Source organism: Microvirga sp. BSC39 (assembly GCF_000739015.1).
Lineage (GTDB): Bacteria > Pseudomonadota > Alphaproteobacteria > Rhizobiales > Beijerinckiaceae > Microvirga.
This window is the reverse complement of record NZ_JPUG01000072.1, coordinates 37,581-51,911: the sequence shown is the minus strand read 5'-3', so window position 1 is coordinate 51,911 and position 14,331 is coordinate 37,581. Positions and strand designations below refer to the sequence as shown.

Annotated in this window: 8 protein-coding genes and 1 pseudogene; 5 read left to right on the top strand and 4 right to left on the bottom strand. The window is 64.8% G+C overall.

Features of this window, described 5'->3' with window-relative positions; genetic code table 11:
• Positions 1 to 7: 7 nt before the first annotated feature.
• Positions 8 to 874 (bottom strand): UTP--glucose-1-phosphate uridylyltransferase, encoded by an 867-nt coding sequence (locus tag MA07_RS19485; RefSeq protein WP_036346368.1) that lies wholly within the window; start codon positions 872 to 874, stop codon positions 8 to 10.
• A gap of 212 nt (positions 875 to 1,086) precedes the next feature.
• Here MA07_RS19485 and galE point away from each other — a divergent pair, with 212 nt between their 5' ends.
• The 3 genes from galE to MA07_RS19470 all read left to right on the top strand — a co-directional run bounded on the left by galE (position 1,087) and on the right by MA07_RS19470 (position 4,683).
• Positions 1,087 to 2,073 carry a UDP-glucose 4-epimerase GalE gene (gene galE, locus MA07_RS19480; protein ID WP_036355080.1) on the top strand — a complete coding sequence of 329 codons (987 nt, stop codon included), beginning with the start codon at positions 1,087 to 1,089 and terminating at the stop codon, positions 2,071 to 2,073.
• A gap of 93 nt (positions 2,074 to 2,166) precedes the next feature.
• The gene (locus MA07_RS19475) at positions 2,167 to 3,390 is read left to right on the top strand and encodes a lytic murein transglycosylase (protein WP_081929052.1); all 1,224 of its coding nucleotides are present in this window, start codon (positions 2,167 to 2,169) and stop codon (positions 3,388 to 3,390) included.
• A 51-nt stretch (positions 3,391 to 3,441) separates the two neighbouring features.
• On the top strand, positions 3,442 to 4,683 hold the full coding sequence (locus MA07_RS19470; RefSeq protein WP_160195460.1) for an SGNH family hydrolase: 1,242 nt from the start codon (positions 3,442 to 3,444) through the stop codon (positions 4,681 to 4,683).
• 74 nt (positions 4,684 to 4,757) lie between these two features.
• On the opposite strand, the gene MA07_RS19465 is transcribed toward MA07_RS19470, so the two are convergent.
• Together MA07_RS19465 and gltB are read right to left on the bottom strand one after the other, a co-directional pair.
• Positions 4,758 to 6,179, bottom strand: a complete 1,422-nt coding sequence (locus MA07_RS19465) for a glutamate synthase subunit beta (RefSeq protein WP_036355077.1) — start codon at positions 6,177 to 6,179, stop codon at positions 4,758 to 4,760.
• A 20-nt stretch (positions 6,180 to 6,199) separates the two neighbouring features.
• Positions 6,200 to 10,918, bottom strand: a complete 4,719-nt coding sequence (gene gltB, locus MA07_RS19460; protein WP_036355075.1) for a glutamate synthase large subunit — start codon at positions 10,916 to 10,918, stop codon at positions 6,200 to 6,202.
• A gap of 570 nt (positions 10,919 to 11,488) precedes the next feature.
• Here gltB and MA07_RS19455 point away from each other — a divergent pair.
• Positions 11,489 to 12,565, top strand: a complete 1,077-nt coding sequence (locus MA07_RS19455; RefSeq protein ID WP_036355071.1) for a low specificity L-threonine aldolase — start codon at positions 11,489 to 11,491, stop codon at positions 12,563 to 12,565.
• 168 nt (positions 12,566 to 12,733) lie between these two features.
• Here the strand turns inward: MA07_RS19455 and MA07_RS19450 are convergent, their stop codons facing one another.
• The gene (locus MA07_RS19450) at positions 12,734 to 13,192 is read right to left on the bottom strand and encodes an Hsp20 family protein (RefSeq protein ID WP_036355066.1); all 459 of its coding nucleotides are present in this window, start codon (positions 13,190 to 13,192) and stop codon (positions 12,734 to 12,736) included.
• Positions 13,193 to 13,382: 190 nt separating this feature from the next.
• On the opposite strand from MA07_RS19450, the pseudogene MA07_RS19445 reads away from it, so the two are divergent.
• A pseudogene (locus MA07_RS19445) lies at positions 13,383 to 14,327 on the top strand (alpha/beta hydrolase); the annotation flags it as partial.
• Positions 14,328 to 14,331: the final 4 nt, after the last annotated feature.

Sequence of the window (14,331 nt, the reverse complement as noted above, 5' to 3'; positions counted from 1 at the left end):
AACCCGCCTACTTCTGCCGCAGCAGCGCTTCGAGTTCGCGGCGGAATTCCGCCGAGAGCTCCTCGCGCTCAAGGGCATAGGCCACGTTGGCCATGAGGAAGCCGATCTTCGAGCCGGTATCGTAGGTCCTGCCCTGGTACTTCATGCCGAAGAAGGGCTGCTCCTTCATGAGGCGGATCATGGAATCGGTCAGCTGGATCTCGTTGCCGGCGCCGCGCTCCTGGTTCGAGAGCAGGTCAAAGACCTGGGGCTGCAGGATGTAGCGGCCGGAGATGATGTAGTTCGACGGCGCGGTGCCCTTCGGGGGCTTCTCCACCATGCCGGTGATCTCGAAGGTCTGGCCGAATTCCTGGCCGACCGAGACGATGCCGTACTGGTGGGTCTGGTCCTCGGGCACTTCCTCCACGGCGATGATATTGCCGCCGTGCTTCTCATAGGCTGCGATCATCTGCTCCATGGAGCCGCGGCTGAGCATGTCGGGCAGGATCACCGCGAAGGGCTCGTCGCCCACCAGCTCCCGGGCGCACCACACCGCGTGGCCGAGGCCCAAGGGCTCCTGCTGGCGGGTGAAGCTCGTCTGGCCGGCCTGGGGCTGATCCTTGGCCAGGATCTCCAGCTCCTTGGTCTTGCCGCGGCCCTCGAGGGTGCGGTTGAGCTCGTAGGCAATGTCGAAATGGTCCTCGATCACGGCCTTGTTGCGGCCGGTGACGAAGATGAAGTGCTCGATCCCGGCGGCGCGGGCCTCGTCAACCACGTGCTGCACCACGGGACGGTCGACGACGCACAGCATCTCCTTGGGCACGGCCTTGGTGGCGGGCAGGAACCGGGTGCCGAGACCGGCGACGGGCAGGACTGCTTTGCGGATACGCTTCATTGAATGAGCCATGAGTGAGCAGAAAGGTGGAGGGATAATCTAAGACAGGACCCGGAAAAGGAAACCGACAAAGGCCAAGCTTCGGCTACCCATAACGCGGTAAGTCCCGGCTTGTTTCATCGGTCGTGCTTCTTCATTGAAGCTCTGGACCTGAATTGAACCTGAAGCGTTGTGGTTAAGCTGCCGAGCGGAGCAGTTTTCGGGAGACGGACATGGCGGTACTGGTGACGGGCGGCGCGGGCTATATCGGCAGCCATATGGTGCTCGAGCTTCTGGATGCGGGCGAGACCGTGGTCGTGCTCGACAACCTGTCGACAGGCTTCCGCTGGGCCGTGCCGCAGGAGGCTACCTTCGTCACGGGCGACGTGAGTGACCAAGCCCTCCTGTCCAGCGTCATCGACGAGCACGGCATCGACAGCATCCTGCATTTCGCCGCCAAGATCGTGGTGCCGGAATCCGTCACCGACCCGCTGGGCTATTACTTCGGCAACACGGTGAAGACCCGGGCGCTGATCGAAACGGCGGTCCAAAAGGGGATCAAGAACTTCGTCTTTTCCTCCACGGCCGCGGTCTACGGCAATGCCGAGGCGCCCCTGCTGACTGAGGACATGCCGCTCGAGCCGATCAATCCTTACGGCCGCAGCAAGCTCATGTCCGAATGGATGCTGCAGGATGCCCATACGGCCCATGGGCTGCGCTATGCCATCCTGCGTTATTTCAACGTCGCCGGCGCCGACCCCAAGGGCCGCTCCGGCCAGTCCACCCCGCAGGCGACGCACCTCATCAAGGTGGCGGCCCAGGCGGCGCTCGGCCAGAGGCCCCATCTCGACGTGTTCGGAACGGATTATGCCACCGCGGACGGCACCTGCGTGCGCGATTACATCCAGGTCAACGACCTCGCCCGGGCGCATCTCGTAGCCCTTCAGCACCTCCGCAACGGCGGCGACTGCACGATCATGAACTGCGGCTACGGCCACGGGGCCTCGGTGCTGGAGGTCGTCGACGTGGTCAAGAAGGTGTCAGGGGTCGATTTCGAGGTTCGCCTGAGCCCGCGCCGGCCCGGCGATCCGGCCCAGCTCGTGGCGAAGGTCGACAGAATCCGTGAGCTCGGATGGACGCCGCAGCACGACGATCTGGAGGCAATCGTCGACCAGGCTCTGCGCTGGGAACAGGCCCTGGCGGGTCGAAAAGCCGCATAGGGACCTATCTATAAGGCTAGCTGTCAACCGGCTGTTAACTCTCGTAGTGTCGCAATGGCAGGACGATCAGTCCTGTTTCCGTGAGCGACCCCTATGCGCCAGCCGCTTCTTCTGGTGCGCCGCCTGTCCGGCGCCCTCCTTCTCGGTCTGAGCCTCACCGCCGGTGTGGAGCTCCTGGCGCTGCCTGTCCAGGCGCAGGAGGCGTCTCAGGCTGGGTTCCAGCGCTTCGTGCAGGGGCTCTGGCCGGAGGCGAAGGCGCGGGGCGTCTCTCAGGCGACCTTCAACGAGGCATTCCGGGGCGTCGAGCCCGACGCCAAGATCATCGCGCTCACCAAGAAGCAGTCCGAGTTCGTCCGCCCGATCTGGGACTACATCAACGGCTCCATCTCCAATGAGCGCCTGAAGCGCGGCCGGGAGGTGAACGCCGAGTGGTCGAAGACGCTGAGCCTGGTCGAGAAGACCTACGGCGTTCCGCGCTCCGTGGTGCTCGGCGTCTGGGGCATGGAGACCAATTACGGCAGCTTCACCGGCTCGATCTATGCCATCCGGGCGCTGTCGACCCTGGCCTATACGGGCTATCGCGCCGACTTCTTCCGGGAGGAACTGCTCACCGCGCTTCAGATCCTGGAGCAGGACCATGTGGACCGCTCCAAGATGCTGGGCTCCTGGGCCGGGGCCATGGGCCAGACCCAGTTCATGCCCTCGAGCTTCATGAAATACGCCGTCGACGGCAACGGGGACGGGGTGCGGGATATCTGGTCATCGGTGCCGGACGCCATGGCCTCCACGGCCAATTACCTGCGCCAGCAGGGCTGGGAGCCGGGGCTTCCCTGGGGCTTCGAGGTTCAGCTGCCGAAGGGCTTCGACTTCCGCTACCTGAAGCTGAACTTCGCCCAATGGCAGGCGCTCGGCCTGCGCCGACCCGATGGCAAGGCCATGCCGCGGGCAGGCGAGGCTTCCCTGTTCCTGCCCGGAGGAGCGAACGGCCCGGCCTTCCTAGTCACCAAGAACTACGACGTGATCAAGACCTACAACTCCTCCGATGCCTATGCCATGGGCGTGGCGCATCTCGGCGACCGTCTCATGGGCGGGCAGCCGATCCAGGGCGCCTGGCCCAAGGAGCCTATGCTGGCCAAGGAGCAGCGCCAGGAACTGCAGGAGCGCCTGGCCCGTCTCGGCTTCTATGAGGGCGACACGGACGGCAAGTTCGGGTCCAAGACCCGGGAGGCCGTGCGGAACTTCCAGCTTCGGCGTGGTTTGATCCCGGATGGCTATGCGGATTATGCTGTTTTGCGCGAACTGCGCGCGACCCGCTGACGGCTCTACCCCAGGCTGGTCCGGATTAGGATGGAACCGCCTATGAGAATAGTGCCGATTCTTCACCGTATGACCCTGGCCCTGCTCCTTGCAGCGGGCGGGGTCGATGCAGCCCTGGCGCAATCCGGCTACTACCAGCAGCCGGCCTACCGGGATCAGAGGGCTTACCCCCCGGGCTACTATCCCGGCAAACTTGTCCAGCCGGCGCAACCCCAGCCGCAGCAGGGCTTCAGCATCAGGCGCTTCTTCGGCGCTCAGGAGCCCCCTCCGCCGGCGCGTGCTCCCGTCTCAAGACCCCGCAGGTCCGCACCTCCGCCGGCGGCCGTGGCCAAGCAGGAGAAGCCCAAGGTCAATCCGAGCACCCATGTGGTGGTGTTCGGCGACGCATTGGCGAGCTATGCCCGGCAGGGGCTCGATGCTCATTTCAGCGACGACGAGGACGTTGCCGTCGTATCCAAGGTCAGGAGCGACACGAACCTCGTTCGCAGCGACCCGGCCGATTGGCCCAACTTCATTAAGACAACCCTCGACGGTGGGCAGAAAACCTCCATCGCGGTGGTCATGCTGGGAACGAACGACCGGCAGTCGATCCGGGAGGGCGAGGAGAGCGTGGAGGCGCTGTCCGACCGCTGGAAGGAACTCTACCGGCAGCGCATCGATGCGATCACGGGCGTTCTGAAGGAGCGAAAGGTCCCCTTCGTGTGGATCGGCCTGCCGCCCATGAAGAACAGCAAGATTTCGGATGATCTCGTTGCCATGAACGAGATCTACAAGGAAAGCGTCCGCCGCAACGGCGGGGTCTATGTGGACATCTGGCCGGGCTTCGTGGACGAGGATAACCGCTACACGGACATCGGCCCGGATGTGGACGGGGATCCAGCCAAGCTCCGAACCAACGAAGGCGTGTTCTTCACCCGGGCCGGCGCACGGAAAGTGGCGTTCTTTGCCGATACGGAAATCAAGCGGGTTCTCGGTCTCGGCGGATCGGCGACAGCCACCGCGCCCGATCCCGCACAGAATGCGCCCGCCGATGGAGCGGCCACGCCGACCATCGAGGCGGCCGTGCCGCCTCCGCCGGATGCCGCCGCTCCGGTGGCCCTGCCGCAGAAGCCGCTGGTCGGCCCGGTTCTGCCGCTGACCCGTCAGGACGTCGCGCCAGGAGGCACCCTCGTATCGGCGCCGCCGAAGCTCACCGGCGACCATGCCTATCCCGTCCAACGGGCCATGCGGGCCGGCATCGCCCCCAGTTCACGTCCCGGCCGGGTGGATGACTTCCGCTGGCCGAATCCATAGGGACGGTCCCGAAATCAGAAGCGGCGGCTCACTTGGGGTGAGCCGCCGCTTTTCGTTTCCGAAGGATCGTGGGTTTAGACCGGCAGGGTGCTGGAGCCCGTCAGGAAGGTGTCGATGGACCGCGCGGCCTGACGGCCTTCGCGGATCGCCCACACCACCAGCGACTGGCCGCGGCGCATGTCGCCGGCGACAAACACCTTATCGTTCGAGGTCCTGTAGCTCCTGTCGTCGGCCACCACGTTGCCGCGGCGGTCCATGGCCACGCCCGACTGCTCGAGCAGGCCTTCCTTCACCGAGCCCGCAAAGCCGATGGCGATGAACACGAGATCGGCCTTGAGCACGAACTCGCTGCCCGGGATCGGCTGGCGCCTGTCGTCGACGCGGGCGCATTGCACGCCGGTGACGCGGCCCTTCTTGCCCTCAATTCCCAGCGTCGCAGCCTGGAATTCGCGCTCCGCGCCTTCCGCCTGGGACGAGGAGGTGCGCATCTTCGTCGGCCAGTAGGGCCACACGGTGAGCTTGTCCTCCCGCTCCGGCGGCTTGGGGCGGATGTCGAGCTGGGTCACCGAGAGGGCACCCTGGCGGAACGCGGTGCCGACGCAGTCCGAGGCCGTGTCGCCGCCGCCGATCACCACCACATGCTTGCCGCCCGCAAGGATCGGCTCTTCGGTGACTTCCTCGTGGCCCACGCGCTGGTTGGACTGCGTGAGATACCGCATCGCGTAATACACACCGGCGAGGTCCTGACCCGGCAGGTTCGGGTTGCGCGGATCTTCCGCGCCGCCGGCGAACAGCACCGCGTCGAACTCGTTGTGGAGGGATGCAAAGCTCTTGTCGACGCCGATGTTCACGCCGCAATGGAAGACAACGCCTTCGGCCTCCATCTGCTTCACCCGGCGGTCAATGTGGTACTTCTCCATCTTGAAGTCCGGGATGCCGTAGCGCAGCAGGCCGCCGGGCTTCGCCTGACGCTCGAACACATGCACTTCATGTCCCACACGGGCGAGCTGCTGGGCGGCCGCCATGCCGGCGGGGCCCGAGCCGATCACGGCCACGCGCTTGCCGGTCTGGACATCCGCAGGCTCCGGCTTCACGAACCCCATCTCCCAGGCCTTGTCGGCAATGGCCTGCTCGATGGTCTTGATGGTGACCGGCTGGTTCTCGAGGTTGAGCGTGCAGGCTTCCTCGCATGGAGCCGGGCAGATGCGGCCCGTGAACTCGGGGAAGTTGTTGGTGGTGTGGAGGTTGCGCGCAGCCTCCTCCCAATCGTCGGACCAGACGAGATCGTTCCAGTCCGGGATCTGGTTGTGCACCGGACAACCCGTTGGCCCGTGGCAGAAGGGGATGCCGCAATCCATGCAGCGCCCTGCCTGCTTGCGCAGATCGTTGGTGTCGAGCGGCAGCGTGAACTCGCGGAAGTGGCGCACGCGCTCACCGGCGAGCTGATACTTCTGCTCCTGACGGTCGTATTCGAGAAAGCCTGTGACCTTGCCCATGGGTTTGCCCCTTACAATCCTTATTCCGCCGCCTGCAGGTTCCGGAGACGATCCATCTCCTGGAGCGCGCGGCGATACTCGACCGGCATGACCTTCACGAACTTCGTGCGATAGGTCGTCCAGTTGTCCAGGATCTCCTTGGCGCGCGTCGAGCCCGTATAGGTGTGGTGGTTGGTGATAAGCTGCATCAGGCGCTCTTCATCGGGGCCGGACATGTTGGCCATGATGTCGATGCGGCCCTTGGTCTCCAGGTCGCCGCCGTGATGGTGAAGGCGGCGCATCAGGTCCTCCTCCTCCTCGACGGGTTCGAGATCGACCATGGACAGGTTGCAGCGCTTGGTGAAGGTGCCGTCCTCGTCGAGCACGTAGGCGATGCCGCCGGACATGCCCGCCGCGAAGTTGCGGCCGGTCTGGCCGAGCACCACCACGAGACCCCCGGTCATGTATTCGCAGCCGTGATCGCCCGTGCCCTCGACCACCGCGATGGCGCCCGAGTTGCGCACGGCGAAGCGCTCGCCCGCCACGCCGCGGAAATACGCCTCACCGGCTATCGCCCCGTACATCACCGTATTGCCGACGACGATGGAATTCTCGGGCCGAGCCTTGGATCGGGTCGAGGGACTGATGATGATCTTGCCGCCCGACAGGCCCTTGCCGACATAGTCGTTGGCTTCGCCTTCCAGGTTCAGCGTTACGCCGGCGGCCAGCCACGCGCCGAAGCTCTGGCCCGCGGTTCCTTTGAGCTTCACGGTGATCGTGTCGTCGGGCAGGCCCTCATGGCCGTAACGCTTGGCGACCTCGCCGGAGAGCATGGCGCCCACCGTTCGGTCGGAGCTGCGCACCTGTGCTTCGATGGTGACGGCTTCACCATTCTCCAGGGCAGGATCGGCCTGCGCGATGAACGCGCGGTCGAGCACGTCTGCGATCGGGTGAACCTGACGCTCCAGATGGCGGATCGCCACGTTCGCAGGCACTTCGGGCTTGTGGAAGAGCTTCGTGAAGTCGAGGCCCTTCGCCTTCCAGTGATCGATGGCCCCGTTCTTGTCGAGGAGATCGGACTGGCCGATCAGCTCGTCCACATTGCGGAAGCCCATTTCGGCCATCAGCTCACGCACTTCCTCGGCGACGAAGAAGAAGTAGTTGATGACATGCTCCGGCAAGCCCTTGAAGCGCTTGCGCAGCACCGGATCCTGCGTGGCGACGCCCACCGGGCAGGTGTTGAGATGGCACTTGCGCATCATGATGCAGCCAGCCGCGATCAGCGGCGCGGTCGAGAAGCCGTACTCGTCGGCACCCAGAAGCGCGGCGATCACCACGTCACGCCCCGTGCGCAGACCGCCATCGGCCTGCAGCGCCACGCGGCCGCGCAGGCGGTTGAGCACCAGGGTCTGCTGGGTTTCGGCGAGGCCGATCTCCCAGGGCGAGCCCGCATGCTTGAGCGAGGTGAGGGGAGAGGCGCCCGTGCCACCCTCGAAGCCCGAGATCGTGATGTGATCGGCCCGTGCCTTGGCGACGCCTGCCGCCACGGTGCCGACGCCGACCTCCGCCACGAGCTTCACGGAGACATCAGCCGAGGGGTTCACGTTCTTCAGGTCGAAGATCAGCTGCGCCAGATCCTCGATGGAGTAGATGTCGTGGTGCGGCGGCGGCGAGATGAGGCCGACACCCGGGGTCGAGTGGCGCACGCGGGCGATCCTGGCATCGACCTTGTGGCCGGGCAGCTGTCCGCCCTCGCCGGGCTTTGCGCCCTGCGCGACCTTGATCTGCATCATGTCGGCATTGACGAGATATTCCGTCGTCACGCCGAAGCGGCCGGAGGCCACCTGCTTGATCGCAGAGCGCCTGGACATGCCGTTCGCCAAGGGGCGGAAGCGCTCCGGCTCCTCGCCGCCCTCGCCGGTGTTCGACTTGCCGCCGATGGCGTTCATGGCGAGCGCCAGTGTCTCGTGCGCCTCCTTCGAGATCGACCCGAACGACATGGCCCCGGTGGAGAAGCGCTTCACGATCTCCTGCGCGGATTCGACCTCGTTCAGCGGAACGGGAGTACGTCCCGTGTCTTCCGCGGTCTTGATGCGGAAGAGCCCGCGGATGGTCTTCAGCTCGTTATCCTGCTCGTTCACGAGGCGCGCATATTCGCGGTAGCGGTCCTGCGCGTTCAGGCGCACCGCGTGCTGGAGCGTCGCCACCGTGTCCGGGTTCCAGGCATGCACCTCGCCGCGCGTCCGATAGGCGTATTCGCCGCCCACATCGAGCGCGTTGCGGTAGATCGGGGCGTCGCCGAAGGCGTCGCGATGGCGGCGGACATTCTCTTCCGCCACCTCGTCCATGCCGATGCCTTCGATGGTGGTGGCGGTGCCGAAGAAGTCGCGGGCCACGAAGTCGGACTTGAGGCCGACCGCGTCGAAGATCTGTGCGCCGCAATAGGACTGGTAGGTGGAGATGCCCATCTTTGACATCACCTTGAGCAGGCCCTTGCCGATGGACTTGATGTAGCGCTTGACCGCCTCGTCCGCGTCCACCTCTTCCGGCAATTCGCCGGCCTCGTGCATGGCTGCAATCGACTCGAAGGCGAGATATGGGTTGATCGCTTCGGCGCCGTAGCCGGCCAGACACGCGAAGTGATGGATCTCGCGCGGCTCGCCGCTCTCGACCACGAGGCCGACCGAGGTGCGCAGGCCCTTGCGGATCAGGTAGTTGTGAACGGCCGCGGTGGCGAGCAGCGCCGGGATCGGAATGCGGTCCGGGCCGACCATGCGGTCGGACAGGATGATGATGTTGTAGCCACCGTGCACCGCCGCTTCCGCCCGGTCGCAGAGGCGGTCGACCGCTCCGTCGAGAGCGGACGCGCCCAGCTCCGCATCATACGTGATGTCGAGGGTCTTGGTGTCGAAGCGGTCCTCGAAATGGCCGATGCAGCGGATCTTCTCCAGGTCCTCGTTGGTGAGGATCGGCTGGCGCACTTCCAGGCGCTTGCGGCGCGAGGTGCCTTCCAGATCGAGGATGTTCGGACGCGGGCCGATGAACGACACGAGGCTCATGACGAGCTCCTCGCGGATCGGATCGATCGGCGGGTTCGTCACCTGGGCGAAGTTCTGCTTGAAATAGGTGTAGAGCAGCTTCGACTTGTCGGAGAGCGCGGAGATCGGCGTATCCGATCCCATGGAGCCCACCGCCTCCTGGCCGGTGACGGCCATGGGCTGCATGAGGAGCTTCAGGTCTTCCGCCGTGTAGCCGAAGGCCTGCTGGCGGTCGAGGAGCGACACGTCGGTGCGGGACTCGCGCGCCTGAACGGGCTTCAAATCCTCCAGCACGATCTGCGTGCGCTTCAGCCATTCCTTGTAGGGATGGGCGTTGGAGAGCTGCTGCTTGATCTCGTCGTCGGAGACGATGCGGCCTTCCTCGAGATCGATGAGGAGCATCTTGCCCGGCTGCAGGCGCCACTTCTCGACGATCTTTTCCTCCGGGATCGGCAGCACGCCCATCTCTGAGGCGAGCACCACGAGGCCGTCGTCGGTCACGAGATAGCGGGCAGGGCGCAGGCCGTTACGGTCGAGCGTCGCGCCGATCTGCTTGCCGTCCGTGAAGCACACGGCGGCGGGGCCGTCCCACGGCTCCATGAGGGCGGCGTGGTACTCGTAGAATGCGCGCCGGTCGTCGTTCATGAGCTTGTTGCCGGCCCAGGCTTCCGGGATCAGCATCATCATGGCGTGCGAGAGCGTGTATCCGCCGCGCACCAGGAACTCGAGGGCGTTGTCGAAGCAGGCGGTGTCGGACTGCCCCTCGTAGGAGATCGGCCACAGCTTCGAGATGTCGTTGCCGAACAGCTCCGAGTCTACTGAGGCTTGGCGCGCCGCCATCCAGTTCACGTTGCCGCGCAGGGTGTTGATCTCGCCGTTATGGGCGACCATGCGGTACGGGTGCGCGAGCTGCCAAGTCGGGAAGGTGTTGGTGGCGAAGCGCTGGTGCACGAGAGCGATGGCGCTCTCGAAGCGAGGGTCCTGCAGGTCGAGGTAGTAGTCGCGCAGCTGCGTGACGAGCACCATGCCCTTGTAGACGATCGTGCGCGAGGACAGGCTGACCGGGTAATACCCCTTCGTGCGCTCGTCCTTCATATCGTAGACGGCGTTGGAGATGACCTTGCGGGCGATGAACAGGCGACGCTCGAAGGTCTCGGCGTCGTCCATCCCCTTGCCCTTGCCGACGAAGATCTGGCGGTGCAGGGGCTCGGTGGCTTTCACGCTCTCGCCGAGATCGCTGGAATCCACCGGCACATCGCGCCAGCCGAGAACCTGAAGGCCCTCGTCGGTGATCGCCTTGGTGACGATCTCCTCCACGAGCTTGAAGCCCTCCGGGTCGCGGGGCATGAACAGGTGGCCGGCGCCGTACTGGCCGGCCTCAGGCAGCCAGATGCCGACCTTGGCGCATTCGGCGGCGAAGAACTTGTGCGGGATCTGAACCAGGATGCCGCAGCCGTCGCCCATCTTGGGGTCGGCGCCCACCGCGCCGCGGTGGTCGAGGTTGTGCAGGATAGCGAGACCCTGCTCGACGATCTCGTGCGACTTGCGGTTCTTCATGTCGGCGATGAAGCCGACGCCGCAGGAGTCCTGCTCATTGGCCGGGTTGTAGAGGCCCTGGGCTGCTGGCAGGCCCGGATCGCGCACGACTTTGACCATATCGGCTGCATTGGCCGTGCGGCTTGGCACTTGGGCTTCCAGGCTCTGGGTCGGCACGTTGCTCATGGCAGGTCCTTACATCCGAACGCGTCATTCAAGTTCTTTGAGGCGGCTTTGAGGCCCGCCGGATGATCGGATCGTCCGGGTGCCCGCCGCTTCTTCGGTCTTCTTCGAGGGGTGGGTCCGGCAGGGGAGCCCGCTCCTCGCGGGCATCCTTTGGGCTTGAGGTCAGCCCAGAGTCGCCCGTCCCGCCCACGCTTTGCGGGCGGCTTTCGTGGTATCTCGTTTCGTTCGCGTCGTGCGAAGCATCAAGAAAACCCCAGGGCGTCAAAGACAGGGCGCAGGCACCCCAAAAGGGACAGCATGGCTGTCCTAATGCGGTCAAACTGCCAGAGTTTGTTGCAGGGCACAAGAGGGTTTAGAGAAATTTTAGACAAAAGTTACAAGGCGGCGACTCGGGATGTAACAAAAGCAGCTTTTCGGCCCTCGCGGACGCAAGTCTCAGCCGATGGGTCAATGTTCTTGACTTGTTGTCAGAGACGATGAGACGCCTGCACCCGTTCCACCCGCAAGAGCATCCAGGCCATGCCGGAAAAGGCATTTCCCTCCTGGGCGCGATGTTCTAGGAGAGCATCCATGAATTTCGCCAGCGACAACATCGTGGGAGCCAGCGCTCCCGTTCTCCAAGCCATCGTGCAGGCCAATGCCGGGGCCATGGCGGCTTACGGCAACGATGAGATCTCCCAGCGCGTCAGAGCGCGCTTCAGAAAGATCTTCGAGCGTGAGGTCTCCGTCTTCTTTGCGACGACCGGCACGGCCGCCAACGCACTCGCGCTCTCCTCGGCCGTGCCGCCCTATGGGCTCTGCGTCTGCCACCGGGAGGCTCACATCATCGATGATGAATGCGGAGCGCCGGAATTCTTCATGCATGGAGCCAAGCTCGCCGGCCTGCCGGGCGTCGGCGCCAAGCTGAGGGCCGAGGATGTCGCGGCTTATCTGAACAGCCTGCCCAGGGCCGCGAAGCAGATGCCCCCGAAGGCGCTCTCGATTTCGCAGGTGAGCGAAGGCGGTCTCGTCTACAGCCTCGACGAGCTGGCCGCCCTGGGTCATGTCTGCCGCGAGCACGGCCTGTCCTTCCACATGGACGGCGCACGCTTCGCCAATGCCCTCGTGGCCCTCGGCTGCACCCCGGCCGAGATGACCTGGAAGCAGGGCATCGACATCCTCTCCTTCGGGGCCACCAAGAACGGCGGCCTCATGGCCGAGGCCATCGTGGTGTTCAAGCCCGATCTGGCGGAGGCGTTGGACTACCGGTCCAAGCGCGCCGGTCAGGTCATCTCCAAGGGCCGGCTGATCGCGGCCCAGTTCGAAGGCTACTTCGCAGACGATCACTGGCTCGCCAATGCTCGCCACGCCAACCGCATGGCCAAGCTTTTGTCAGAGGGGTTGACGAAGCTCCCCGGGGTGCGTCTCGCCTGGCCGACGGACGCCAACGAGGTGTTTCCGATTATCCCGCAGGCCTTGAACCAAGCGCTCAAGGCAGCCGGCATCCTCTACAGCTCCTGGACCGAGCTGAGCCTGCCGGAAGCGGAGCAGGTTGGAGAGAACGAGGTTCTGATCCGCCTTGTCGCCTCCTGGGCCACCAAGGAGGAGGACGTACGCAAGGTTCTGGAGATTGCCTCTTCCGGGGTAGAGCGCCAGGCCGCGGAGTGATTGCCCTAACCCTGCCGCATTCCCGCGCGAAAGGTCACCTCAAGAGACCCTTGACCCACGGGGCAGCCCTCCAGCCCCAGCGGGATTTTACCAAGGACCAGGACTAAAATAACAAAAGCGCCCCGGCATGTACCGGGGCGCTCTTCGTTTTAGACCTCGATCAGACGATTAGGCAGCCTTCTGCGCCTCGATGGTCTGAGCGGCATTCGTGGAAATCGGGATGAGCTTCGGCTTCTTGGCCTCGGGCGTCTCGCGCACGAGGTCGAGGTGGAGCAGGCCGTTCTCGAGGGCTGCACCCACCACCTGCACGCCATCGGCCAGCTGGAAGCGCCGGTCGAAGCTGCGGGCGGCGATGCCCTGGTGAAGAACGTCGACTTTGCGCTCTTCCGAAGGCTTGCGTTCGCCGCGCACGGACAGGGTATTTTCCTTCACCTCGACCGTCAGGTCGCGATCGGTGAAGCCGGCGACGGCAATCGAGATGCGGTAAGCATTCTCGCCGGTGCGCTCGATATTGTAGGGCGGGTAGCTCGGGGCCGCATCGACGCCGACCATCTGGTCGAGCATCGAGAAGAGACGGTCGAAGCCGACCGTGTTGCGGTACAGGGGAGCAAGATCAAACTGTCGCATGGCATATCCTCCGCTTGAAGCGACATGCAGTGAATGAAGATCCACCTGTTGAGGCTGGATCCGGTTTTCGTGCCGCCGACATGGCCGGCACGTCCTCGATGTGGGCGCGGATATGGTTCCTTTCAAGAGGGTCGTTCCTTAAGCCGAGGTGCTCTATAAAGAGGTCACGTTTTCGAGCTGGAACCCCGAGTTGGACCCCACTGTGGAATTCATCACCACCCCTGACAATCCCGTGCCCGGCGAGCCGAAGCTGGTCAGCGTAACGACCCGGGACGGCATCGCGCTGCGGGCTGCCACCTGGATGCCGGAAACGGAGGAGCCGCAGGGCACTGTCTGCATCCTGCAGGGCAGGGCGGAGTTCATCGAAAAGTATTTCGAGGTGGTGGGCGAACTCCTCGACCGCGGCTTTGCCGTCGTGGCCTTCGACTGGCGCGGGCAGGGGCTCTCGGGCCGGCAGGTGAGCAATCCGCGCAAGGGCCATGTCCGGCGCTTCTCCGATTACCGCCATGACCTTGAGGCGATCCGCGACCAGATCCTCGTGCCGCACATGCCCGAGCCGCATTTCGGCCTAGCCCATTCCATGGGTGGGGCCATTGCCCTGAATGCCGCTTACGAAACCTGGATCCCCTTCCGCCGGCTCGTAACCACAACGCCGATGATCGCGCTGTGCATCATCAAGCGCACCTGCATCTCGGCCTTCTTTGCGCGGTTCCTGCGGTTGCTGGGCATGGGCAAGATGTTCGTGCCCGGTGGGGGCGAGACCTCCATCTCCACCATGCCTTTCAAGGGCAATCGCCTGACGGGCGATCCCGTCCGCTATGGCCGTAACGCCGAGGCCGCCCATGCCATCGGGGCCGGGGCCATCGGGGCGCCGACCGTCGCCTGGATCGACGGGGCCTTCCGGTTCATGAAGCGCTTCGCCGATCCGCGCTATGCCATCAAGATCCGCCTGCCGACGCTGATCGTGGCGGCCGGCGCCGACCCCGTCTGCGCGACGCCCGCGACCGAGCGTTTCGCCTCGCGGCTCAAGGCGGGCCGCGTGATCGTCATCCCAGGCGCCCGGCATGAGATCCTGATGGAGCGGGACGTGATCCGCGAGCAGTTCTGGGCCGCCTTCGACGCCTTCATCCCGGGCACGC

Coding starts and splice junctions, on each gene's coding strand:
- MA07_RS19485 (WP_036346368.1), bottom strand. CDS start 874: ATGAAGCGTATCCGCAAAGCAGTCCTGCCCGTCGCCGGTCTCGGCACC.
- galE (WP_036355080.1), top strand. CDS start 1,087: ATGGCGGTACTGGTGACGGGCGGCGCGGGCTATATCGGCAGCCATATG.
- MA07_RS19475 (WP_081929052.1), top strand. CDS start 2,167: ATGCGCCAGCCGCTTCTTCTGGTGCGCCGCCTGTCCGGCGCCCTCCTT.
- MA07_RS19465 (WP_036355077.1), bottom strand. CDS start 6,179: ATGGGCAAGGTCACAGGCTTTCTCGAATACGACCGTCAGGAGCAGAAG.
- gltB (WP_036355075.1), bottom strand. CDS start 10,918: ATGAGCAACGTGCCGACCCAGAGCCTGGAAGCCCAAGTGCCAAGCCGC.
- MA07_RS19455 (WP_036355071.1), top strand. CDS start 11,489: ATGAATTTCGCCAGCGACAACATCGTGGGAGCCAGCGCTCCCGTTCTC.
- MA07_RS19450 (WP_036355066.1), bottom strand. CDS start 13,192: ATGCGACAGTTTGATCTTGCTCCCCTGTACCGCAACACGGTCGGCTTC.